The following is a 24714-nucleotide window of genomic DNA, read 5'->3' on the forward strand; positions in this document are numbered from 1 at the left end:
CGCTTCAGGCAGAGCGGCTTTTGCCGGTGCCGCGTGTGATCGAGTACTGCAGCGTCGTGGGCTGCAGCATCGCGTCGAAGTTCACCGGCTCGGCAAGCTCGGGCAGCACGAGCAGTGCGGTGATTCCGAAATAGAGCATGTTGGTGCTGGTCTGGCCGTCGACCTCGAGCGTCACGACGACGTCGCGCAGCCGCGACTCGTGGCGGGCAATGGCCTGCTCCAGCGAGCGGCAGATGAACGAGCGGTCGTAGTGGCTCGCGAGGCTCAGGCCCGAGAAGTCGCTCAGGCCATAGGTCATGACGGAACGACGGCACTCGGGAAACGACTCGAGCTTCGCGTCGTTGAAGACCATGCGCGTGTTGAGCAGCGATTCGAGATCGCGCGCGACCATGTTCTTGACTTCTTCGAGCGACAGGTGCCTGAGCACCGGCGAAGCCGGCCCGCGCCAGTCGTCATCGAAGAGTTTGTCGAGCAAGCCCGGTTCGAATCCATTCATGGGTCTCTCGCCTCGTGCTTTGGATATCGGGCATGGGCGCCGCGCGTGATGGGCGGCGCCAAAAAGAAACCGCGGCCCTCGCGCCGCGGTCGACATGGCCCGAAGGGCGTCAGACCGAGTAGGTCTTGTCGTTCTTGGTGAGGCTCCAGGCGCCTTGCGAATTGCCGCCCTGGTTGCCGCCGATTTTTTGCTGCGTGTACTTCCACTGCACGGCGGCGTACTTCAGCGAGAAGGTCTCGCTCGGCACGCTGGCCACGTCGGTGCTCACGACCTTCGGGTTCACGCTGGCGATCAGCACGTACTTGAGCTTGATCTCCATGTACTGCACGCGCTTGCCTTCGCCGTCGGCGCGATAGAACTGCACCGTCACCTCGTCGAAGGTGGTGCCGCCCGACGCGTGCTGATACAGCAGCGGGCTGACCACGTCCATGTCCTTGGTGAAGATCATTTCGCCGTGCTCGCAGCGCTCGGCGGTGTGGCCGCCGGCGGTCGATGCGGTGGCCGAACGCGGCTGCACGATGCTGTGCTGCCAGGAGCTGACCTCGACCCAGTCCTTGTGGTCCTTGTCCTGCGACTCGCCGTTGATGGCCGGGCTGCCGAACTTGACGTAGATATCTTTCATGTTTCTTCCCCTTCTTGATTGATTGAAACGACAGTTAACGTGTTGATGCGCGGCCCCTCGGCCGCACCTGCGATCCGCCTCTACTGACTCTTCTTACTTATTCACTGACTTCGGCAGATCGGCGACCAAGCGCAGTGAAATCGACAGCTCATCCAGTTGGAAGTGCGGCCGCAGGAATGCGACGGCACGGTAGACACCAGGCCGGCCGGGCACTTCGCCCACCTGGATGGACGCTTCCCGCAGCGGGAATTGCGCCTTCTGTTCCTGCGTCGCGTTGTCGTCGAGCAGCACGTACTGCGCGATCCAGCGGTTGAGGAACTGTTCGACGTTGTGTGCCGAGGCAAAGCTGCCGATCTTGTCGCGCATCATGGCCTTGAGGTAATGCGCGATCCGGGACACGGAGAAGATGTACTGCAACTGCGCCGAGAGCACCGCGTTGGCGTTGGCGCTGTCGGTGTTGTACTTCTTGGGCTTCTGCAGCGACTGCGCACCGAAGAAGGCCGCGTAGTCGGAGTTCTTGCAGTGCACGAGCGGAATGAAGCCCAGGTCGCTCAGCTCCTTCTCGCGCCGGTCGGTGATGGCGATCTCGGTCGGGCACTTGAGGGCGATCTCGCCCTCGTCAGTCTTGAAGGTGTGCGTGGGCAGGTCTTCGACCAGGCCGCCGCCTTCCACGCCGCGGATCGCGGCGCACCAGCCGAAGTCGTCGAACGCAGCCGTCAGGCGCGTGGCGAACGCCCAGGCGGCGTTGCACCAGAGGTACTTGGAGTGATCGGTGCCGTCGACGTCTTCCACATAGTTGAAGCTGTCGACCACCGTGCCTTCGCGCGGGTGGTACGGCAGGCGGCCAAGGAAGCGCGGCAGCGTGAGGCCCACGTAGCGCGAGTCTTCCGAATCGCGGAACGACTTCCACTTGGCGTATTCGACGGTGTCGAACACCTTGGCCATGTCGCGCGGCTTGCCCAGGTCGTCGAAGCTCTCCAGGCCCAGCAGTTCGGGCGAGGCGGCGCCGATGAATGGCGCGTGAGCGGCAGCCGCCACGTGCGCCATCTGGTCGAGGAAGTACATGTCTTCCGGCTGGCGCGTGACGGCGAAGTCGCCGACCAGTGCGCCGAAGGGCGCGCCGCCGAAGGTGCCGAATTCTTCTTCGTAGACCTTCTTGAACATCGCGCTCTGGTCGAACTCGACGGCGGCCTTGAAGTCACGGATCAGGTCGCGCTTGGTGGCGTTGATGACCTTGATCTTGAGCATCGTGCCGGTGGGCGTTTCCTTTACGAGGTATTCGAGGCCGCGCCAGGTGCTCTCGAGCTTCTGGAACTCGGGCGCGTGCATCACGGCGCTCAGCTGCGCGGAGATGAGCGCGTCCAGGTCGGCCACGCGGGCGTCGATCATGGCCGAGACGTTGTCGGAGACGATCACCGAGCCTTCGAGCACCTGGCTGACCAGTTCGCCGATGAGGTCCTTGGCGCGGGTGTGCTCGGCGTCGGACTTGGCGACCTTGCTCTTCTCGACGATCTGGTCGAGCAGGTCGACCGAAGCCTCAGGCGAAGCGGCGCCACCCGATGACGATAGTGCTTGCGCAGTCATGTTCAGCTTCCGTCCTTCTTGCCGGCGTCCTGGCCCAGGCGCTGGAGTTGCTCGGTGTTGTTCAGCACGTCGGCCAGCAGGTCTTCGAGCTTGCTGTTGCCGGCCATCTTGTTGCGCAGGTCCGCCAGCTTGGTGCGCGCTTCGAGCAGGCGCTTGAGCGGCTCGATCTGGTCGACCACAGCCTCGGGCGAGAAGGCGTCCATCGAATTGAAGGTGAGGTCGACGCCGAAGGTGCCACCGCGCTGGTCGAGCTTGTTCTCGACCTGGTAGGCCGCGCGCGGGGCCAGGCCCTTCATGACGTCGTCCAGATTGTCGCGATCGACATTGACGAACTTGCGGTCCTTCAGCTTGGGCTGCTCCACCTCGGACTGGCCAGCCAGGTCGGCGACCACGCCAACGACGAACGGCAATTCCTTTTTCTCGATGGCATCGCCGAGTTCCACGTCGTACGTGAGTTGCACGCGCGGCGGGCGCACTTTCTGCAGGCGCTTTTGCACACTCTGTCTTTTGGTCGCCATGACTTCAATACCTTCCGAATAGGACTGCGAGACGAATTACTACTTTTGTGCGTCTTATTGCGGGTGCGCACACATTTCAATTAATACTTTGGTTCTGAAAAACCAATTCAATGCGCCAAAAGATTTACTTGAGCGCGTCAAACGGATTGGCACTTCCACCCGCGCGCGGCGCAGCGGCGGGTGCGGGCGTCGGACGCGCCGCCGGTGCAGGTGCCGGGCGTGCTGCAGCAACCGGGGTGGGCTGCGAAGCAGTCGACGTCGCGGCCGGAGGCATCGGCGCGGGGGCCGGATTGGCGGCCACGGGGCGGCGCACAGGCGGCTTGGCGTCGGAGCCGGTCGGCACCAGAACAGAGAGGCCGAGGGTTTCGCGCAGTAGCGCGGCGAGCCGGTAGGCGTCGGCGTTGACGTCGCCGCTCAGGGTGTTGTCCTTGCCCAGGTCCTCGATGGAACGGGCTGCCAGACGAAGCCCGCCCACGGCGGTGATGCTCTTGGCCTGGCGGCTGGTGGGGTCGCGACGCAGCGTTTCCTCGGCGGACGAGATGGCAAGGCTGTAGCGGCCTTCGTTGAAGTAGATCTGCGCGATGCGCGACCACGGCTCACCGCGGGTCGGGTTGTCGATGGCGATCTTCTGGTACTGGCGGATGGCTGCGGACTTGTCGCCGGTGGCTGCGGCTGCAGCGGCGTCGGCTTCCGCCAGGCTCTTGTTGAAGGCCTCGGCGGACTGCGCCACCGCGGCGTCTGGTGTGGTGGTGCAGCCCGACAAGAAGCTGGTGGCTGCAATGGCACCAGCAATCATCGTGCAAGTCATGTACTTTCGAATCAACACAATCCCTCCGCTTGGATCTGACTTTTTTTGGCGGGCCGCAATGATTCAATACGTTGCGGCCAGTGGACAATACACGATACTACATATTGGTTTCCGTTTGAATAACTAAAGTCACGTAACCCAAACTGCTTAATTGCGAAACCAAAGGGCTAATTATTTAAGCCTAATGACACCAATTGATTGCAGTTACATCAGCAGTCCTAATGAAAATACCAGTCACGATTGGCGCGCTGCTGATGACGCTCCTGCTCGCCGGATGCAGCTCTCCAGCGCTCACGATCGCCAACATCGCCCTGGAGGCGAGCGGCCTGAAGAAGCCCGAGTTGCCCGAGTCGCAGAAGCCGCCGCGCAAAGTGTCGATGTCGATCGCGGCCGGCAAGAACCTCAACGCCGACAGCCGCAACCGCCCGCTCGCCGTGGTGGTGCGCATCTACAAGCTGAAGGAAACGACGGGTTTCTACCAGTCGTCGTTCGACGCCTTCGTCACTCCCGGACGCGACAAGACGCAGTTGGGCGACGACCTCGTCGAAAGCCGCGAGATCACGCTGATTCCCGACCAGCAATACACATGGACCGAGACCGTGCCGCGCACCGCCAATGCAGTGGGCGTGGTGGTGCTGTTCCATTCGCCCGACGCGCAGCGCTGGCGCTTCGCCTTCAACGCCGCGGACGCGGAAAAAACCGGCATCGTGATGGGCGCACATGCCTGCGCGCTGACTGTCACACAGGGCGCGGTGGTCGGCCAGCAGAATGCGCAAGGCGGTGCCGCGACCGGCAGTGCGCTCAACCTGCTGGGCCCGGTGACCTGCCGGCCTTCGCCAGCCTGACGTGCTTGTCCATCAGCAAACTACGATGCGATACTGCCTGCCGAAAAACTAAGGGGAGCTGATCCGACGTGAGCTATGCCGCCAAGGTCCTCTGGGGAGAGGGCTTGTTTCTACGCCCCCAGCATTTCCAGCGCCAGGACGCGTACCACGAGGCACGCCTGCGTGCCACGGCGCAGACGCTGCATCCGTACTTCTGGGGCGTGCGCTCCATCAGCTTCGACCTGGACGCGCTCGCGAGCGGCATGCTCCGCGCCTCGCAGTTGTCGCTGGTGTTCCCCGACGGCGAGCCCTACTCGGCGCCACAGGCCGATGCACTGCCGCCGCCCATCTCGCTCGACACGCTCAACCCGGGCCAGAACGAGATCACCTTCTACCTGGTGCTGCACCCGGTGAAGGAGCTGGGCAAGAACTACACCGATCCCAACGAAGAAGGCTTTGCCGCGCGCTACACCAGCGACGCGACGCAATCGCTCGACCTCTACACGAATGCGGTGAGCGCCGAGGTGGTGTTCCTGCGCAAGAGCGTGAAGCTGCTCGCCGACACCGAGCCGCGCGAGCAGTTCGTGTCGATCCCGGTGATCCGCATCCGCCGCACAGCCGCGGGCGGCTTCGAGATCGACCGCAGCTTCGTGCCGCCGTGCACCTCCATCGATGCCTCGGCCACGATCTTCCAGCAACTGCGCCGGCTGCTCGACGTGCTGCAGGCCAAGGTCAACTCGCTCTACGGCATCCACCGCGAGCCGAGCAAGAACATCATCGAGTTCCGCTCGGGCGACATCGCCTCGTTCTGGCTGCTGCACACGGCCAACTCTGCGTTCGCCTCGCTCTCGCATCTGTTCCATCACCCGTCGCTGCATCCGGAGCGGCTGTTCCAGGAACTGCTGAGCCTGGCCGGCGCGTTGATGACCTTCGCCAAGACCTACTCGCTCAACGACCTGCCGGTGTACGACCACGAGAAGCCGGGCCCCGCCTTCGCCGAGCTCGACCGCATCGTGCGCGACCTGCTCGACACGGTGATCTCGACGCGCTACTTCGCGATCGCGCTCACCGAGACGCGCAACGCCTTCTACCTGGGGCGCCTGGACTCCGGAAAGATCGACGAGAAGACGGTGTTCTACATGTCGGTCACCGCCAGCATGCCCGCCGCCGAACTGGCAGAGGCGGTGCCTCAGCGCTTCAAGATCGGCGCGCCCGAAGACGTCGACAAGCTCGTGCTCTCGGCCATGCCGGGCGTGCGCATCGTCTATGCGCCGCAGGTGCCGCCGGCCATTCCGATTCGCGCGGGCGCCTGCTATTTCTCCATCGACAGCAAGAGCCAGCTGTACGACCGCATGCTGCAAGCGCAGAGCGTCACCATCTATGCGCCGGCCGGCATTCCTGACATGCAGCTCGAACTGATTGCCGTGACCGGCTGATCTCCTGATCGCAATGAACACCACCATCAACAAGGCCCCTTCCCTGCTCGGCGCCGACGCACCCGCTGCGTCGTTCACGCCCGCGGGCGCCGCCCCCGATGCGGGCGCAAGCCTGCTCGACCTGCTGTACGACGGCTTCGTGATGCTGTTCCTGCTGAAGAAGAAGCAGCAGCCCGCCACCACCGAGCAGTTCCTCGCCGGCATCCGCAACTACCTGGGCGAGTTCGAGCGCAACGCGCGCAAGCTCGACGCGACGGCCGAGCAGATCCACGCGGCCAAGTACGCGTTCTGCGCGACCATCGACGAGTTCGTGCTCTCGGCGCCCGAGTTTGCGATCCGCTCCGAGTGGGAGCGTCGGCCGCTGCAGCTCACGCTCTTCGGCGACCAGCTGGCCGGCGAAAACTTCTTCAACATGCTCGAAGTCGAGCGGGCGCACGGCGCCGCGCGCATCCAGACGCTCGAGGTGTTCTATATGTGCCTGCTGCTGGGCTTCCAGGGCAAGTACGCCATCGACGGCACCGAGAAGCTGGCCTACCTCACCGCGCGCGTGGGCGACGAGATCGCCAATGCCCGCGGCAAGCGCACGCCGTTCGCGCCGCATTGGCCGCTGCCCGACCTGATCTCGCACTCGCTCAAGCGCGAGGCGCCGCAGTGGGTGGTGGCCGCGCTGTTCGCGTTGATCGGGCTGCTCGGTTTCATCGGCCTGTCGGCCCACATCGGCAGCACCACGCAAGGCACGCTCGCGAGCTACCAGGACATCGTGAAGCTCGGCCCGCGCCAGGCCAACCTGACGATCTCGCTGCCATGACGACGCGGCTCGATCTGCCGGCCTTGCTGGCCCCGATCTCGGAAGCCTCGCCTTGCGGCGAGGACATGCTGTTCTCGCGGCAGTTCGACGCCATCCAGGAGGCGCGCAAGCACGACGATCCATCGCTCGAGCAGGGCGAGTGGGTCATCGAGCTGAAAGAAGCCAACTGGCCCTTCGTGATTTCCGAGTGCGAGAAGCTGCTGCGCGAATCCACCAAGGACTTGCGCCTTGCCGTGTGGCTCACCGACGCGCTGGCCAGCCAGCGCGGCTTCGAGGGCCTGGCCGGCGGCTACCGGCTGCTCACCGGCCTCTGCCAGCAGTACTGGGACCAATTGCATCCGCTGCCCGAGGGTGGCGACATCGAGATGCGCGTCGGCAACGTCACGTGGCTGATCGGGCGTTCGGTCGAGTTGCTGCAGCGCGCGCCCATCGTGAGCGATGCCAACACCGGCTACAGCGCGCTGGTCTGGGAGACCGCGCTGGCGCTCGATCAGAGCATCCGCCGCACGCCGGCGCAAGCCGACGAGCTGCAGCGCAACAAGGTGACGGTCGAGCAGTTCGACCGCATCCGCCGCGCGACGCCCGCGAAGTTCCTCCAGAAGACGCACCGCGACGTGCAGGCTTGCGAGCAGGCGCTGGCCGAGTTCGAGGCCGTGTTCGATGAGCGCACCGCCTCCAATGGCCCGAGCTTCCGCGCCGCCAAGGACGCGGCTGCGGCCATCCGCCAGACGGTCGAGCGCTTCGCGCGCGAAGCCGGCGTGCCGATGGACAACGGCGCACCGGCGGCACCCGCAGCGGCACCGGCCGCCGGTACGCCTGCGCCTTCGCGCATCGAGCCGGTGTTCGACGCCGTGGTGCCGCATCACGCACCCGCGGCGGCGCCCGCCGCGCTGCCGCCCGGCATCCACAGCCGCGCACAGGCCATCGCCCAGCTCAAGGAAGTGGCTGCGTATTTCGAGAAGACCGAGCCTTCGAGCCCCGCCGCCTACATGGCAAACAAGGCCGCCCGCTGGGCCGACATGCCGCTGCACGCCTGGCTGCGCAATGTGATCAAGAACGAACAGGAACTGGCCCAGCTGGTGGACCTGCTCGACCTGCCGAAAAGCGACGACGAGTCGCGCTGAGCAACCCGCGGACGCGGGTCGCCGAGCGGCTTGCTCGTCAGGTGCGCCCGACCCGGAACTCGATGCGCCGGTTGCGCGAGCGGCCTTCGTCGGTCGCGTTGTTCGCCACCGGCTGGTCCGGCCCGACGCCCGAGGTCGTGAGCGTCATCGGATCGATCCCCTTGCCGACCAGGTAGCCCTTCACCGCCTCGGCGCGCGACTGGCTCAGCGCCAGGTTCGACGCCCGGCTGCCGGCGTTGTCGGTGTGGCCGATGACCGCCACCGACTTGTTCGTGAGCTTCTGCAGGATCGGCGCCATCTCGTCCAGGATGTCGCGGCCCTTGCGCGTGAGCGTCGCGCTGCCCAGTTCGAATTCGATGGTGCGGTTGGCCAGCGCCTGGTCGACCGTGATCTGCTCCGACACGGGCACGCGCAGGCTGTTCTTGATCGTGTAGGTCGGGTTGAGCGAATTCGCCATGTCGCTCACGATCTTCTGGCGCAGCGCCTCGTTGCCGACCTCGCCGCTCAGCGCCATCTGCGTGCCCTCGATCTGGAACTGCCCGCGGTGGATGTCCTTGAGCGCGGGCGTGATCAGCCGCTGCACGTTGGCGGCCCAGTTGGCCGGCATGCTGACGGTGTTCACCACCTCGATCTTGTCGATGACGCCGCTCGGACCATAGATGCGGCGCAGCGCCTCGATGACGGCGACGCGCGTGGCCTCGTCGGGCACCTGGCCGCCGGCCACGACCTGTTCACCCTTGCCGGCAGCCGCGGGCGTGGTTTCGACCAGAGCGCCGGGAGCACCTGCCGTCTGGGCGTGCACGGCGGCCGCGGCAAATACGAGCCCGAGGCCCAGCGACAGAACGCGCAAATAACTTTTCATGACCGTCATTCCCCGATGAAGACTTCGCGAAAAGCCGTGAGCACGATGTCCAGCGGCAGCTGCGGCTGGTCGAGGTAGCTCACCAGCTTGAACATCGCGTAGTTGCTGTGGATGGTGTCTTCGACCCACTCCGGGTTGTCGATGTCGATGTTGTGCTCGGTGTAGACCTGCGGATGCAGCACGCTCTGCAGGCTGCGCGGCGACAGGCCGTTGAAGCCGATCACCAGCCGCGAACGGCCGTCGATCTCGGTGGCCATCAGCACCAGCTCGAAGTCGGCCTTGGCGAGGAACTGCGACACCAGCTCGAGCCAGAAGGTGGCGATGAGCGAGCGATCGACCGGGTCGCGCGGCAGCGGCAGCGTGAGCCCTTTTTCGAGGTGCGACACCGCGCTGGCCATCACCGGTTGCAGCAGCAGGCCCAGCGCCAGGATGGCGCGACGCAACGACACCTTGTGGCCGTCGAAGTTGAGCATCTGCTCGATGCGCAGCAAGCTCGTGTCGCGCGTGAAAGCCGCATAGGTGGCGCGCGAGGCCGACTTCTTGAAGCCCGTTTCGATGGCCGGATCAAGCGCCTCGAAGCGCTTCAATTCGCTGTCGAGGTCGGTGCCTTCGGCCAGCGCGTTGACCTGCACCGCCATGCGGTCCCAGTAGGGACCGACGAGCATCGGCGCACCGCGCATGAAGTCGAGCGCCTCGTCGACTTCCACCGAGGTGGCCGCCAGGAACGGATAGCGCCGCGACGACTCGTCGCGGCTCGCCTTCAGGTGCCCCGCAATGGCGACGCGGCTGCGCGAACCGAGGCAGACGAAATGGATCGGCGCCGCGTTGTCGTAGATGATCTTCCAGCGCGGGTCTTCCGACAGCATCTCCATGGTCTGCGACAGCCAGTTGTCGAACACCTTGATGAGCTGTGGGTTGTAGAGGCCCTTCACGAAGTCGCCGCGGCCGGGCAACTTGCCGAAGTAGCACAGCTGTTGTGCCTGCAGCGCGCTCATTTGCCGACTCCCTGTGCCGGTGCTCCCGGTGCCGTTGCCGCAGGCGTTGCGCGCGATTGCGCAGGCACGCCGATTTCCGCCACCGACGACGGCAGCACAGTGCCGCGCAATCCCTTGCCTTGCGGCGAATCGCCGCCCGAGCCGCCCGACTGGGTGTTCTGGATCACGCGCAGCTTGACGGTCACGCTCGCGTTGTCGCGCGCCCAGGTGAGCTCGAAACTGCCATCGGGCAACTTCGTGCGCTGGGCCGTGCTGAGCAGGCGCTCCAGCCCGAAGTTGCCAGGCTCGTTGATCAGTTCGACGGTGCGCCCGTCGAAGGTGACGGCGGTGATCCGCGCGCCCGGCGTGCCCTGCGCGTTGGGCCACACGAAGTTGGACCATTGCGGCGGCGTGTTCCGGTAGCGCAGCTGCTGGCCGTCGATTTCCACCATGTATTCCGTCAGGCCCGACACAGGCTGCGGCAGGATCTGGAACAGCGTCTGCGGCTGCGCGGCACCGCCGCCTCCGCCGGCCGCGGCGCCCGAAAGCGGCGCCACCCATTGCGAGAAGCCGTTCACGAAATCGGGGCTCAGCGTGAGGCCCTGGTCGCCCCAGGCGCGTGGCGAGAGCAGGTCGCCGCGGCGGATGACCAGCGAACCCAGCGTCGTCGTCACGAACTTGCCGATGGCGCCTTCAGGCCCGAAGAACTGCGCGATTTCCGCCGGCGAGGCCTCGATCTTCGCGCCCGTGGAGAACGGGTACTTGGTCGCGAGCGACTGCTGGAACGGCTGGTGCACCTGCGCGCTCCAGATCTTGTTGACCTCCACCGCCGTCGGCTGGATCGTCACTGCGTAGGCCTGCAGCAGCGGCCGCACCAGCAAAGGCCGCAGGGCCTGGCGCTGCGAGGCGTCCATACCGGTGAGCATCTGCTCGTCGACGTACTTGAGCGCGTCGGCCAGCTCGGAGCCGTTGCCCTCCAGCGTCTGCTGCATGAGCTGGCGCGCGCCCGGTCCGGGGTCGCCCTGGTTCTTGATCTGATTGAAGCGCCCGCGCAGCTTCGACAGCGTGGCGAGGTAGCCGCGCAAGAGCGAGGTGTTGTCGCGCTCGACCACCAGGCGCGCGACGCCCGCGAACTCCCGACCGATCGGGCCCATCGGAATCTCGGTGCGGTTGCCGCTCGCGTCGATGTTCACGTTGACCTGCGACGGCGTGGCGCGGCTGAAGAGGTTCTTGAACCAGTTCAGCGCCCCCGTGCGCGCCTGCTGCAGGCCGGCATTGACCAGAGAGGGGTTATCCCACGAGGTCTGGTCGTAGACGGTGTCGAAGACCTTGCGGATCGGTGAGTTCTGTGGATCGCCCAGGAGGTTCATCGCCACCACGGCCTGCTCGAAGCTGCCCATGTCCTTGACCGCGATGCCCTGCAGGAAGCGCTGCCATTCCTTGGCGTACTCCAGCTTGTACATGGTGGCCAGCGTCTTGCGGATCTGCTCAGGACTGCCTTCAAGCGTCAGATCGTCGTTGCCCGCGACGTTGAGCACCCAGTCCTTGCTCGATGTTTCCTTGTTGGCGGCATCGCGGATCGCATCGTCCACGTACTGCTGCCAGGCCTCGCGCGTGAAGGCGCCCGAGATGGCGACGCTGCCGGCGATGGTGCCTTCGCTCTCGGCGCCGGCCGTCGCGCCCAGGATGCGCGCCACCGTCATCGGTGCGAAGCGCGTCGAGGCACGCGCCTTGATCTCGGCATACACCCGCTCGCGCGCCGGCATGCCGCGCACCACGCGGCGCAGGTTGTCGCGCGTCTGCTCGACCAGTGCGAGGTTGGTGTCGGCCAGCGCGGGCCAGTTGTCGTCGCCCACGCGGCGCAGGTAGAAAGTGATCATGCGCTCGGCATCGCGGATGACCGCAGCGCGCGGCATGTCGCCACGGTTGCTTTCGAGCCAGCCGCGCCAGAAGCGCGATATCTGGTCCGTCAGGTGCGCGGTCTCCACCTGACGCTTGTCGGACAGCATGAGGTACGTCTTGAGCGCGTTGTAGGCGTCCTGCACATCGGCCGGCGACGAGCCTGCATACAAGCCGCCGCTCTCTGCAGCGGGCGGCGTTGCCGGCGTGGCGGCCGACACAGCGACCGGCGCGGCAGGGTTGCCCGCTGCATCGGCACGCCGGAGGCGCTCCGGATGCGCGTTGACCTCGCGAAGGAACGCCTGCAGGTTGTCGGACACCGGCGCCAGCATCAGCTGCTTGACGCCGCCGTAATACTCGGCGACGAGCTTGTCCTCGAGCTGGTTGCCCTGGTAGAGGCCGAGCGAGAGCGACAGCGGACGGTCGTTGCGGAATTTTTCGAGTTGCTCGATGCGGTCCTGCAGGATGCCCAGTGCCTCGAAGCGCGTGCGCAGCCCGTTGTCGCTGGCCTGCAGCTTGACCACCTTGTCGAGGTCGGCCTGCACGTTCTCCACCAGCTGCCGGTTGCCGAGGTAAGACCAGGTCCATCCGCCGAGCAGGAGCCCCAGCACCGCGACGAAGGCGAAGAAGCTCACGTAGCGCACGCGGGCCTTCACCGGGCTGGAGAACTGCCGCACCGTCTTCTTGTCTGCAAAGATCACCTTGGAGAACAGGTCGCGCAGGAAGAATCCGTTCTGCGAATAGATTTCCTTGGACTTGGTGGCCGCGTTGTTCAGCGTGAGCCCGAAGCGCTTGGCGATGCGCTCGGTCGACAGGCTGCGCATCGTGCCCTCTTGCAATGCGCTGGTGAAGTAGAAGCCGCGGAACACCGGCTTGTGCTGGAACGGATTGCTCTCGAACAGCGTGGCGAGGAAGGCGCGCAGCGCAGGCTTGATGGCTGCGAATTCGAGCGGAAAGATCAGGAGCTCGGGCGACGGGTCGCTGCCGCGATGGCTCGCGAAATGCGAGACGCTGATTTCCTTCAGGCCCAGGTAGAGCTCGTCGAAGCGCTTGTCGAACAGGGCCACGGCATCCTGCTTCTCGTCGCCGTCGTAGGGCAGCGATGCGCCCCACACGCGGTCGCGCTCCATCTTGTCGCTGTCGCCAAAGAACTCCGCAAAACCGGTGATCAGGTCGGCCTTGGTGAACATCACGTAGACCGGCGCGAACACCTCGAGCCGCTCGGTCAGCTCCTGCATGCGCTGGCGCAGGTTCTTGGCGAGCTGGATCGCGAAATCGGGCCGGCTGCCGATCAGCTCGGGAATGCTCGCCGTGATGATGATCCCGTTGATCGGCGCCTTCGGACGGTACTTCTTGAGCAGGTCCAGAAAGCCGAACCACTCCTTGCGGTCTTCCTGGTGAATGGAATAGCGGCCTGCGGTGTCCAGCACGATACCTTCGGTGGTGAAGAACCAGTCGCAGTTGCGCGTGCCGCCGATGCCCTGGATCACCGCGTTGCCCTTGTCGGCGAACGGGAACTGCAGGCCCGAATTCAGGATGGCGCTGCTCTTGCCCGCTGCCGGATTGCCGATGACCATGTACCAGGGCAGCTCGTACAGCGCCTCGCTGCCCGACATCTGCCCGATCTTGGAAGTCTTGATGGTCTTGACCGCCTCGACCATGCGCCCGCGCAGTTCATCGATCTCGGCCTTGCGCTCGGGGTCGCTGTCGCGCACGGCTGCATCGGCCTGGTCTTCGAGCATGTCGCCGAGCTTGCGGTTGGCCGAGCGGGTGCGCATGCGCCGGATGAACCACACGAGCAGCCACAACAGCAGCAGCACGGCGAAGATGCCGACCGCCCAGATCGCGCCGATCTCGAGCGTCTGCGCGCCGATCAGGAGGAACGCGCCGAGCGCGATGGCGCCGATCACCGAGAGGGTGCGCGGATCGGCCAGGAAACTGAAGAATCGCCGCATAGATGTTTCTGGAATCGGTCCGGTTTAGGTGGCTTGTCGTACGGAGTTCGGAGGGGTCGGCGGGCTCGCGGGGCCCGCCAGCATCGCTGTCCGGGCGCGCGCGTCCTGCACCGAAAGCGCGAGCACGTGCCGTGAATCTCGCACGGCGAGGTGACACGCGAGTGCCACGGCGGTCATGTCGGCCGCGGCCCCGAGATGGCCCAGGCTCGCGCAGACGGAAAGGTTGTTTTCGAAGGGCACATGCGGCAGTCGCTCCTGCACGAGCTTGGCGACTTCGGTGACGCGGCTGGTGCGGTGATCGGCATCGCTCACGACCCAGTCGACGGTGTCGGGCTGCACGGCCGAAGCGGAGAGCAGGCGCTGGGCGAAGAGATCGAGCAGGCTCGCGTCGGGCATGCGCGCGGTGTCGGCCGACTCGTCGCGCTGGCCGCTTGCGCTGCGCGAGAGCACCACGCCGTGCGGCTGCGCGAACAGCGCATCCCCGGCACGCGCGAGCAGCAGTCCCGCGGCGGCTTCGCCGGGTACGCGGCCATTGCGGCGCGCGGCGGAATGAAGCAGGCCTTCGGCCTCCCAGCGGGCGATGCACTCGTTGGAAATTGCGGAGTCGGCGGCCAATGCGATCCACAGCGCGGGTCGCTGTTCTCGATGCAGCGCGAGGTTGATGCGGTCGAGCAGCGCCATCGCGGAAACGCCGGCTTCGCTCTTGAAGCAGTCGACGGTCCAGTGCTGCGACGGGTCTGCTTCGCGCGCGAGTTGCTGCACCCATTGCGTGGCGACCGCGCGCTCGCCTTCGCTCCATGCGCCCGGCAACAGCAGAGAGATGCACAGCTGCGGCGCAGCAGCTGCACCGGGAACGATCGCGCCGCTCGACACGAAACGCCCGGGCGCGCGCGCCGACAGTGCATCGCCGGCATTCAGCAGTGCGTCGGTCGCCGAGGCCAGCAGCTCCTGCAGCACGTCGGACATCAAGTGGATGGCACGCAGCCGGTCGTCGGTCAGCGCGTCGGCATCGAAGCCTTCCGGTGCGGGTCGCAAGGTCTCGCGCAGGTGTTCGCGAAGTTCGTTCGCGTCAAGGCCGGCGACGCAGCCCGCGAGCAGGGGAAAGCCCTCGCCGTCGCGCAGCTCGGGGACCAGCTCGGGCGCTTGCGCCTGGCCGACCGCGGTGGCTACCGTGTCGGCATCGTTGCCGCGCGGCGTGTGAAGAGCGAATGCGAGCACCGACATCTGAAGACGCTCTTGCTGTTGCGCATCGGCCGTTGCCCCCGTCGATGCGGTGGCACCCGTTGCAGCGGATGCGCCGCGCGTCGCCGAAGGCAACGCAACGGCAGGCGGCGGGCTCGCGAAGATCCGCCGCAGCACAAGATAGAACACCACCAGTGCCAGCGGCAGCACGACGAGATAGAGCGCGATGTCGCTCGTGCTCGGCATGCGCGCCGTGTAGTTCCAGTAGACGACCACGATCACCCACACCGTGATGAACACGGCGGAGAACATGAGGGTGGGCTTGACCAGTCGCGCCAGCATCAAGGACTCGTCGATGCCTTTGTCACGCGGCGACGCATGCGGTCGCGATGCCGCATGCCATGCCTGCAGCCAACGAGGTGGCCTTTGTCATTCGGACGCGGAAGCGATCTGACTGGACAGCAGCGTGCAGCCGCAGCGGGCCTTGTCGCCGTGCCGTGCAACGTACCGGCCGTCGAGCATGACGTAGCGGCTGCCGGTCACGATGGGGTTGATGCCGTGGCCGGGCCGCGGACACGACACGAGGTCGCCGATGCGTGCGACGCGGCGCTCGTCGATGCTCGTGTTCTCGGACGCGGTGATCACGATGCCGCCGTGGTCTGTCTTGTCGTGCAGGACGATCCACGGACGATCGTTGTCCGCGGTGGGTTGATCCTCTTCCATTCGAACTCCCCCTTGCTTGCCTCGTTGGTTTGTCGATGCGACCGATGCCATGCCGGCATTCAGTCGCGTGGCAATTTGAAACCGGGCTTGCGGTACTCCACGTGACCGTAGTCCTTGATTGAAGACCAACGACCACCCCACACAAGCCCTACGGACTCGGCCACCTCGCCATAAAGACGGTAGCCCTCCATGGCCCACGGGTCTCTTTCCGAGATCACCAGCTTGCCATTGCGATAGAACGCATTGTCTGCCGCAAGTCCATATTGATGATAGCTTTGATTCGCCTTGGCGAGCGTCACCGTGTTGCCCAACGCAGCGAGTTTGGCCTGCCGTTCGGGGCTGCGATAACCCTCGAGCAACGCGAGGTCGTAGCCGTGTTTCTCTTTCATGATCTTGTAGACCAGCAGCAGGCGATTGCGGAAGTCCGCATCGAGCACGGCCCAGTCGCGACTGCCTTCCTTGGTAAGCGGGCGGACCTGTTCGACCTCTGCGGTTGCGAAGATTTCAGGTGGCAGCGCAGGCGGCGGCACGAGCTGCTCGCCCTTGAGAAGCGCCTCGATCTTCGGATCGCTTGTCGCGGTCGAGTCATCAAAAAACAGGACGCGTCCGGTTCCGAAGGCCACGCTCAACATCACCGGAATGACGAGCAAGCCCATGCCCGACAACAACAGATAACGATGACGTACGGCGAAAGTACGCACACCCAAACCGCCATCGCGCACCAACTGAAAACTTGCTTCGGACACCAAGCCGAATCGATGGCCTAACTTGATAAAAAAGACTGCAGTTGCAGTCGTCAAAGTGATCGTGGCTCGCAACACACGCTCACGAAAAGAAGGGAACAAGAAGATGGCAAGCGCAGCCACCATCAAGGCAAAATAACAAAAGAGAGCGAAGAAGATCAACGGTGTTCGAAGAGTGCAATTCATTGTATGAGTCGCACAACACTTCGAACCGCTCGCCGCAACAACTGCATCCAAGTTGCAACGTTGCGTCGGTCACACCATAAGCCGCGGGGGGAAAAAACATGCCTGCTTTCGGGACCACCCATTCATGATGGGCGCGCCAGACGACAACAAGGGACGGCCGAGCCTGCTCGGTTCCAGCACTTCCGCCGCGGACGCATCGTCTGCAACCGCACCCAACGCGGAATCCACGCGCGTGCTCGCGCAACTCGGCGGCCGCGAGAGCGGTGCGAAGTCCTTCTTCAAGCGACCGAGCGTGTGGGCTTCACTCGCACTATTGATCGGCGTTGCAGGTGCTACGACCTATCAGCTGCAATCGAAACGCACCGATGCACCAGTGAACATCGCGACCGCAGCGCCGGCGAAACCTGCACCGGTTGCCGAGGCTTCACCCGTTGCGCCGCCTGCGCCCGAGACACCCGCTGCTGCGCCCGAGCCGGCAACCGCACGCATCGTCGAGGGCGACACGTCCTCGCCTTCTCAGCAGCAGCAACAGCAATCCACACCGTTCGCTGCGATCGGCGCGCAGCCCATGGTCGTTCCGCCTTCGGGCAAGTCGGCGCGCGCCGCGGCCACAACAAATCCGCCACGCGCAGAGAAGACGACGATGACTGCTGCAGCCGCAAAGAAGCCAACGCAAGTCGCTTCGTCGAAGCAGCCTGTGCGCGCGGCCGACGGCAAGCCCGTCAAGACGGCAGCCAATGCATCGAAGACGCCGAAGCGCGCCAACAACGCCACGCAGACGGCATCGCGCCCCAGCAAGCCCGATCCCGACACCGACCTGCTGACCGCCCTCCTCAGGCGCAGCAAGGCACCAGACCCCGCACCGCAACCATCGGCGCTGGCCGAGGTCGCGGCGGATTGCAAGTCCGGCCAGCGATGCAAACCATGAGCCCCCGTGCCGACGCGAACCACTACGATGCCATCCGCTGACCGCAGCGCGCTCTGGGCCGAGCTCAGCCAGACCAACCGGCTCTACCGTCTCGAGACACCAGGCGCTTCATCGACAACCAACGCCAGCATCGACGCCCTGCGCGTCGAAGGCTGGGTGCAGCGCGAGGCCGTGTCGCAGCCGTTCGAGATGCGCATCGTCTGCCTGAGCCTGCGCGCCGATCTCGCGCTCTCTTCGATGATCGACCAGCCTCTCACGCTCATCACCGTGCTGGCCAACGGCTCGACCGGCAAACGCACCGGCCTCATCCGCGCGGTGGAGTCGCTCGGCTCCGACGGCGGCCTCGCACGCTACCGCCTCACGCTCGTGCCATGGATCTGGCTCGCCACGCAGCAGGGGCGCAGCCAGGTGTTCCAGCAACGCTCGGTCGCCGACATCATCGAGCGCGTGCTCGCGCCGTATGCCGACGCGGGCAGCTGGGCCTTCTCTTCCGAGGTGAGCGGCTTCCTGGCCGATGCGCCTGTCCGCACCTACTGCACGCAATACCGCGAGAGCGACTTCGATTTCTTCTCGCGCCTGCTCACCGAAGAAGGCCTGGCCTGGCGCATCGAAGAAGACGAGAAGGCGCCCCTAGGGCACAAGCTCGTGATCTTCTCGGCGAACGATGCGCAACCCGCGGACCCGGGTTCGCCCATCCGCTTTCATCGCAAGAGTTCGCAGGAACGCAGCGACGCCGTGCAGGCGCTGGTGCGCCGCATGCGGCAGTCGGTGGCGCAGGTGCATTTGAGCGCGTGGAACGTCGACGGCAAGCGCCAGTTGGCGGGCAGTGCCGCCGCGCGATTTGCGATCGGCGGCAAGAACGCACCGCGCATCGAGTACGACGATGTGCTCGGCCTGAACGACCGCAGCCGCGGCTGGGACAGCAACCGCACGCTCGAACGCTATGCCGGCCTGATGATGGAAGCGGCCGAATGCCGCGCCGACGTGATGCTCGGCCACAGCACCGTGCGCACGCTGCGCGCGGGCACGCGCATCGCGGTCGACGACGCACCCGCACTTGGTTTGCAGGCAAAGCCCACGCTGCTGCTGGACACCGTCGAGCATGTGGGCATCAACAATTTGCCGAAGGACACCGCGGCATCGATTGCTGCGCAACTGGGTGATCTGTCGGAGCACCTTGTGTTCGACAGGCCCTGCGCATCCGTCACTGCCGAAGACGATGTGTTCGGGCTGGTGCCGACGGCCACGGGCAGTGCGCGCGACGAAGCGAACGATGTCCATCCGCAGGCGCAGAGCCTTGTCGCGGCAAAGACGCTTGGCTATGCCAACAGCTTTTCGGCCGTGCATGTGGATCGCCCCTGGCGGCCCGTGCTCGCGGCCGCGGATGGCGCGCGGCTCCATGCGAAGCCCACGGCCAGCGGCGTGCACAGCGCGATCGTCGTCGGGCCCTCGGGCGAGACTTCGCCGAACGGCGCTGACGAGCTGTATTGCAACGACCGCGGCGACGTGCGCGTGCGATTCCACTGGCAGACCACCGATTCGGCTGGCGGCGATGCACAGCACACCAACGGTGGCGACGCCAAGGACAACCGCAGCACGCGATGGATTCGCGTGGCGCAGCGCCAGGCCGGCCCTGGCATGGGCTGGCAGTGGTTGCCGCGCATCGGGCAGGAGGTGCTGGTGAAGTTTGTCGACCTCGATGTCGACCAGCCGGTGATCGTCGGTGCGCTGTACAACGGGCGCGGCGATGGGGGCATCGAACCTACGCCCGGTGGGGCATCGCGCAATCAGGAAGGCTCGACAAGCCAGGGCCAGGAGAGCGATGTCTTTGCACAGGCGCGCAACGGATCGTCCAGCGCGCAGGCCAACCTTGCCGCTGGCCACGCGCCGGCTTGGCACGGCTCGAGCGCGGATGACAAGGGGCATCGCAACGCTGCAGCGCTGAGCGGCTTCAAGACGAAGGAGTTCGGCGGCGAGGGGTTCAGTCAACTGGTGTTCGACGATTCGAATCAGCAGTTGCGTGTGCAGCTGCATGCGAGCACGGCGCACAGCCAGTTGAACCTCGGACATCTGATTCATCAGGCAGACAACTTCCGCGGGAGCTTCCGCGGACAGGGGCTCGAGCTTCGCACCGATGGCTATGCAGCCTTGCGTGGTGGAAAGGGCGTGCTGTTGAGCACGTACCACGGGGCCGGTGGGAAGCAGCTTGAACCTGTTGGCGACTTTGCTGCGGGCATGGCGTTGCTCAAACAAGTGCAGCAGTTGGGGCAGGCGCTGAGCGAAGCCGCGATGAAGCACGAGACCGTGCAGCTGGCCGGACATATCGGTTCCGACAAGGCCAACGCTTCACAGCTCGACAAGGAGCGCGCACCGTACGCGGCGATGGAGCATGTGGCAAGCGGCATGGTGGCCGGCGATGCGCTGGAGACGGCTTATTCGGATGCGTCGGACAAGTCCGTTACTACCGGCGATGGCAAGGTGCCGCACACGACCGACGCGGTTGTTGCGCTGGCTGCGCGCGGCGGCCTGGCGATGGTCGCGGGGCAGCAACTGCAGATCGTGGCGGGTGAGACTGCCACGTTGGCCAGTGGTGGGGATATCAACCTTGCGTTGGCGGATGTGCTGAGGGTGCACAGTGGGCAGGCGATCGGGCTGTTGGCCGGGGCGCAGAAGGCCGACGCTGAGTCGGGCCTGTCGATCATCGCGGGCAGCGACGACCTGGACTTTCAGGCGCAGCATGATGAGCTTCGGGTGCAGGCGAAGGATGCGCTGAAGATTGCGAGTACGGACAAGACGGTGGAGTTTGCTGCGCAAAAGAAGATCCGTGTTGCCACTGCGCAAGGCGCATCGATCACGCTGCAGAACGGGGACATCACGTTCGAATGCCCAGGGAAGATTACCTATCACGCTATACAGAGGAAGCTGGCAGGGCCCGTGCGACAGAACTATCCGTTGCCGCAGTTTCCACGCTCGGCAATCGACGGAGAACTCAAGTTTGACTTGGTGCTCAAGGACATGCCCGGCCCACATGGTGTGCCGCATATCAATACGGATTGGCGCATTGTGCGGGCGGAAACTCCTGCGGCAGCCTTGATCAGTGCTGAAGAGATCCTCAGTGGCTGCAGTGATGATGATGGGAAACTCGCTCTCGGCGACGTAGACGAGAGGCAGTTGCACGAAGCTTGGAATCGGACGCCCAACGCACTTTGGATCGTTTCGGAAGGCCATGCACACGAATTGGCGTTGACGCGCGACCCCGATGGCTGGACCGATGAGCAGCAACGCGCTCATGCCATGGATGCAATGGGGTATAGCGACGATCTCGAGATGGTGGGTGACGACGGCACAGACGTTTTTCATCGCACTCTGGCGGAACGCGATCTACGACTCTCCACCGGGGCAGGCATGCTCAAGAAGATCAAGGGATAGTTCAAATGGTAGCGCCACCCAAGAGAAACACGCATCAGATCGTCGACAAAGACGGCAAGCCCTATGAATCGACCATTACCAGCAACACCTGGGTCGGTGGCGCCACTGTTTTTTCCCGCGAAACGAAAAACAACAAGGTCATCGCCTTTACGACGGGCAAGGAATACTTTGCAGACCTGATCCAATCCTGCAAGGCGGCGCAGAGCGAGATCTGCATCGCAAGCTGGCAGGTCAGCTGGGATGGTCTGCTCGCCCAAGGTGTCACTCTCTATGACTTGCTGTGCGAGGTAGTCCAGGCTAACAAGAGCGTGCAGATCTACGTTATGCCATGGAACGATACCGAACCTGTACAAACGTATGACGATCAGACTGCTACGGTGCTGCGCTCCATCAACCAGCGCTTCAACACCCAACAGGTCCACGTATTGCTTTCGCCAAGTTATGCGGCTGTCGATCGGCGTTACTTCAGTCATCATCAAAAGCAAGCGGTCATCGATCGCAAGATAGCCTACGTCGGTGGGCTCGATATTTGTTATGGCCGATTCGACGATGCCACCTACGATCTACGCGCTGACGCAGAAGGTCGCCAGGCGCTGAATCGCTACAACGGTTGCGTAGAGCAGGTACAAAAGCTCGATCCTGCCATCTTGATCGACCCTGACCTGATGACCGGTACGTGGGATCGAACGCCGGGTCTGTTTAACTCAAGCAATGCGCAGGTAGAAACAGACAAGTTGCGTGCCGGCAATGCGTGGCAAGTAAAGTACAAGATGGCGGGCAGTAAGGGGATCGTGATCAATCGAGGTTCTACATCGGCCAACGTTTCCGACCCTACTACGCTGGACCCCTCACGGCAGCCGCGCATGCCGTGGCAAGACGTGCATACGCGCATAGAGGGGCCGGCGGTACGCGATCTATTGCGCAATTTTGTGCTGCGTTGGAACATCGAAGCGAAAGGGGAGGACGTGATCCCGCCAGTCGGCCCACCAGCCGAATTTCCCGAAGCGGGTAAAACGCACGTGCAGGTGCTGCGCAGCGCACCTGCAAATCAACTCCAACAAGAGAGCAAGCGCGCTGCGCCTGATGATCGCTGGCCGAATTCTGGAACGCAAGACGATATCCACCGCGCCATGATTTCTCTGATACAGGAGGCGCGGCGTTTCGTGTACATCGAGAATCAATTCTTCGTGAGTGCTTTCGGCACAGAGGCGCCGCGCCCCCCCGATCTCTCACCCGCCGCCCAATTCATCAACACCTACGGTGGTGGAGATCAAAATGCAGGCGCAATTACGGCGGGCAAGGCCAACAGCAAAGGCAAATTCAATTTGGGCGCCTCTGGCATGTTCGACAGAAGCGAGACGTTGAAGCCGCCCACCAACCATATATGCCAAGTGCTAATCGAGCGCATCAGCCGCTCGATTCTTTCTCGGAAGCCGTCGCCCTTTCACGTCTATATCACGCTGCCGGTTTACTCCGAGGGCACGCTATGTACGGCCGGCACGGCGGTGCAGGTGTACTGGACCATGCAAACCCTGGTTTTTGGTACTCAAAGTTTGCTAAACGGCATACGCCGGTACCTGAAGATGCGCGAACTGATGGACAAAGACGTTGCCGACGGCAAGGTCTGTGGCGACCACCGCAATGTGCTGAGCGACGATAACAAGGACTACGAGAGCATTCCTCTCGAGAAATGCTTCGAATACGTCACGTTGCTGAACCTGCGCAACTGGGCCAAAGTGGGCGACCGCTACTTGACTGAGCAGGTGTATGTCCATACCAAGACGATGATCGTGGATGACTTGTATGCGTTGGTTGGAACCGCCAACGTCAACGACCGCAGCTTACTGGGCGAGCGCGACAGTGAGTTGGCAGTGTTAGTAGTGGACGGGGAAACCACGCGCGCCGACATCAACGGCAACGGCAAAGCGCGAGAGGTGAGGGTGTTTGCGCACGAACTCAGAAAGAGCGTGTGGAGAAAGCTATTCGGCATCACCGGTGGGGTACGGCCCGCGACGGAGTTGCAACAAGCCATCGAGCGCCCCGGCAGTCCCAGCAGTTGGACTGCCATTCAGAAGCGAGCGCAACAAAATGCCGAGCTCTACGAGGCGGCGTTTTCCTGGATACCGAGGAGCTTCGCCACAAACGAAAAAGGCGAAACCAGGCCGGCAAGTATTCTTCCAACATGGGATCCGGCCTTGCCAGCGCCTGCAGGCCAGCAATGGGAGGCAGGCAATTTAGGCTCGCCAATGCCTTTTCAGGCAGAGTTTTGGGATACGCCACAACACAATGCAGAGGGTGTTGCAGGACTAAATCAGATCAAAGGTTTTATTACGGCATTGCCTATCGAATGGACCAAAGGCGAGAACGTTCGTTTTGAATACCCCACCGCACTGGTTGCCGATAGAGAAGAATTGCCAAGCATGAATTCCAGCCCGAGCTCGATAGCGCAAAACACCAAGTCAGACGCCGAGGTCGTTTGAAATTGAAAATCGCGCCTCCCACCACCGCTTTGCGCACAGCTGCTGCGCTACTTTGCATCGCGACAGCAAGCGGATGCCTTGCACAACATTCTGAGGCAATCCCGTCTGACTGGGTCACCGACTGTGTAGGCCGCATGCAATTGAGCATGCCTGGGCAGGTGGAAATCGCAGCGTATTCTGCAGCCTCCTTGGCCAAGCTTTTTCAACCCACAGTGGAAAATGGCAAGTTCGAATTTCCAGATGGGCAATCTGCTGGCTATTCAGGATCCTCGTACAACGCGAGTCTCCGTGTAACTCATCCTCTTTCTGAGGCTCAAGCAAAAAACTTGCTTGAGCAAGCAGAAAAACGTGAGGCCCGGACACGTGATTTTATTTGGAAGAGGAAACAATCGCTAAGTGACAATGCTCCTCGCTTCGAAGAAATTGCACTAACGCAGAGGGGCGGCGTGGCATTTCGAGTTGGTGCGAGTTATTCACTGACGGTTCCTGTTGGATCGAATTTATTTCACGCCGACGTTTCTTATCCAGGCAAGGATTGGTCGTCAGTACGCGGTGAATTCGAGGCGCTCGCTTATGGTTCCGCTCCTCGCGCAATTGGGGACGTTCCAAAAACACCTGGCGTTTGCCTACCGTATGTCTTCATCAAAGATGGTGGTGATGCGCGCAGATATGTTGCGACGACATATCGGTTGACGAAGCACCCCGATGTAACGATCATGCTTCGAGACAGCAAGGCAGAGCCAATCTCCAGCAACACGGCCCCTGACAAGATCACACCAGAAGCGCAGATTGAATTTTTCTGGCGGCATGCCTACCAAGACCCCAAGCGTATGGAAAGCATTTGGCGCTTCCTGCATCCGATCAAGTTGGCCAATGTCGATGGCAAAGCCAGTTTTGTTCAACTCACCCGCGTGGACGATCAAGTTGACTATGGCTATCTTGCCGTTGCGCAAGGCGACCCGAATGCCAAGGAAGACACACCCAATCTCATGCTCTATGTGATTCGCGATGCGAAAAACGCCAAGGCCAAGGGTATCGAGCCCCTAGGCAAGGACGAATTCATCAAGCTCGCTCAAACCATCGCAACAAGCGTGAGGCAAAGGCCAATCTCTTCGCAATGACGAAATTGAACA

Annotated in this window: 19 protein-coding genes; 8 read left to right on the top strand and 11 right to left on the bottom strand. The window is 63.5% G+C overall.

Annotated features, from left to right (window positions below):
- Positions 1–4: 4 nt before the first annotated feature.
- From tssE to QFZ83_RS26130, 5 genes are all read right to left on the bottom strand, one after another.
- Entirely contained in the window at positions 5–496 is a 492-nt protein-coding gene (gene tssE / locus QFZ83_RS26110) for a type VI secretion system baseplate subunit TssE (RefSeq protein ID WP_013543887.1), read from the bottom strand.
- 109 nt (positions 497–605) lie between these two features.
- Positions 606–1118 (bottom strand): type VI secretion system tube protein Hcp, encoded by a 513-nt coding sequence (locus tag QFZ83_RS26115; protein ID WP_176661952.1) that lies wholly within the window; start codon positions 1116–1118, stop codon positions 606–608.
- Between the two features lie 93 nt (positions 1119–1211).
- Positions 1212–2702 carry a type VI secretion system contractile sheath large subunit gene (tssC, locus tag QFZ83_RS26120; protein WP_307511229.1) on the bottom strand — a complete coding sequence of 497 codons (1491 nt, stop codon included), beginning with the start codon at positions 2700–2702 and terminating at the stop codon, positions 1212–1214.
- 2 nt (positions 2703–2704) lie between these two features.
- Positions 2705–3220: a type VI secretion system contractile sheath small subunit gene (gene tssB / locus QFZ83_RS26125; protein ID WP_176661953.1), complete on the bottom strand. Its 516-nt coding sequence runs from the start codon at positions 3218–3220 to the stop codon at positions 2705–2707.
- A gap of 124 nt (positions 3221–3344) precedes the next feature.
- Entirely contained in the window at positions 3345–4016 is a 672-nt protein-coding gene (locus tag QFZ83_RS26130; RefSeq protein ID WP_307511230.1) for a hypothetical protein, read from the bottom strand.
- Positions 4017–4249: 233 nt separating this feature from the next.
- On the opposite strand from QFZ83_RS26130, the gene tssJ reads away from it, so the two are divergent.
- The 4 genes from tssJ to tssA all read left to right on the top strand — a co-directional run bounded on the left by tssJ (position 4250) and on the right by tssA (position 8220).
- Positions 4250–4873 carry a type VI secretion system lipoprotein TssJ gene (tssJ, locus tag QFZ83_RS26135; RefSeq protein ID WP_307511233.1) on the top strand — a complete coding sequence of 208 codons (624 nt, stop codon included), beginning with the start codon at positions 4250–4252 and terminating at the stop codon, positions 4871–4873.
- Between the two features lie 68 nt (positions 4874–4941).
- Entirely contained in the window at positions 4942–6288 is a 1347-nt protein-coding gene (tssK, locus tag QFZ83_RS26140; RefSeq protein WP_176661955.1) for a type VI secretion system baseplate subunit TssK, read from the top strand.
- Positions 6289–6313: 25 nt separating this feature from the next.
- The gene (gene icmH / locus QFZ83_RS26145; protein WP_307512817.1) at positions 6314–7096 is read left to right on the top strand and encodes a type IVB secretion system protein IcmH/DotU; all 783 of its coding nucleotides are present in this window, start codon (positions 6314–6316) and stop codon (positions 7094–7096) included.
- Positions 7093–8220 (top strand): type VI secretion system protein TssA, encoded by a 1128-nt coding sequence (gene tssA / locus QFZ83_RS26150; RefSeq protein ID WP_307511234.1) that lies wholly within the window; start codon positions 7093–7095, stop codon positions 8218–8220. Before icmH ends, tssA begins: the two co-directional genes overlap by 4 nt.
- A gap of 37 nt (positions 8221–8257) precedes the next feature.
- On the opposite strand, the gene QFZ83_RS26155 is transcribed toward tssA, so the two are convergent.
- From QFZ83_RS26155 to QFZ83_RS26180, 6 genes are all read right to left on the bottom strand, one after another.
- Positions 8258–9082: an OmpA family protein gene (locus QFZ83_RS26155; RefSeq protein ID WP_307511235.1), complete on the bottom strand. Its 825-nt coding sequence runs from the start codon at positions 9080–9082 to the stop codon at positions 8258–8260.
- A 5-nt stretch (positions 9083–9087) separates the two neighbouring features.
- Complete coding sequence (gene tagF, locus QFZ83_RS26160) at positions 9088–10077, bottom strand: type VI secretion system-associated protein TagF (protein ID WP_307511236.1); 990 nt, start codon at positions 10075–10077, stop codon at positions 9088–9090.
- The gene (gene tssM, locus QFZ83_RS26165) at positions 10074–13910 is read right to left on the bottom strand and encodes a type VI secretion system membrane subunit TssM (protein WP_307511237.1); all 3837 of its coding nucleotides are present in this window, start codon (positions 13908–13910) and stop codon (positions 10074–10076) included. Before tssM ends, tagF begins: the two co-directional genes overlap by 4 nt.
- A 24-nt stretch (positions 13911–13934) precedes the next feature.
- Positions 13935–15434 (bottom strand): hypothetical protein, encoded by a 1500-nt coding sequence (locus tag QFZ83_RS26170; protein WP_307511239.1) that lies wholly within the window; start codon positions 15432–15434, stop codon positions 13935–13937.
- Between the two features lie 87 nt (positions 15435–15521).
- Entirely contained in the window at positions 15522–15815 is a 294-nt protein-coding gene (locus tag QFZ83_RS26175) for a PAAR domain-containing protein (protein ID WP_013543900.1), read from the bottom strand.
- A gap of 59 nt (positions 15816–15874) precedes the next feature.
- Positions 15875–16720 carry a M15 family metallopeptidase gene (locus QFZ83_RS26180; protein WP_013543901.1) on the bottom strand — a complete coding sequence of 282 codons (846 nt, stop codon included), beginning with the start codon at positions 16718–16720 and terminating at the stop codon, positions 15875–15877.
- A gap of 148 nt (positions 16721–16868) precedes the next feature.
- Here QFZ83_RS26180 and QFZ83_RS26185 point away from each other — a divergent pair, with 148 nt between their 5' ends.
- The 4 genes from QFZ83_RS26185 to QFZ83_RS26200 are packed head-to-tail and all read left to right on the top strand — an operon-like array spanning position 16869 to position 24702.
- Positions 16869–17672: a hypothetical protein gene (locus QFZ83_RS26185; RefSeq protein ID WP_307511241.1), complete on the top strand. Its 804-nt coding sequence runs from the start codon at positions 16869–16871 to the stop codon at positions 17670–17672.
- A gap of 27 nt (positions 17673–17699) precedes the next feature.
- Entirely contained in the window at positions 17700–21101 is a 3402-nt protein-coding gene (locus QFZ83_RS26190; RefSeq protein WP_307511243.1) for a type VI secretion system Vgr family protein, read from the top strand.
- Positions 21102–21106: 5 nt separating this feature from the next.
- Positions 21107–23581: a hypothetical protein gene (locus QFZ83_RS26195; RefSeq protein ID WP_307511245.1), complete on the top strand. Its 2475-nt coding sequence runs from the start codon at positions 21107–21109 to the stop codon at positions 23579–23581.
- Positions 23578–24702 (top strand): T6SS immunity protein Tli4 family protein, encoded by a 1125-nt coding sequence (locus QFZ83_RS26200; RefSeq protein ID WP_307511247.1) that lies wholly within the window; start codon positions 23578–23580, stop codon positions 24700–24702. Before QFZ83_RS26195 ends, QFZ83_RS26200 begins: the two co-directional genes overlap by 4 nt.
- Positions 24703–24714 lie beyond the last annotated feature (12 nt).

This window comes from Variovorax sp. W1I1, assembly GCF_030815625.1.
Classification (GTDB): domain Bacteria; phylum Pseudomonadota; class Gammaproteobacteria; order Burkholderiales; family Burkholderiaceae_C; genus Variovorax; species Variovorax paradoxus_C.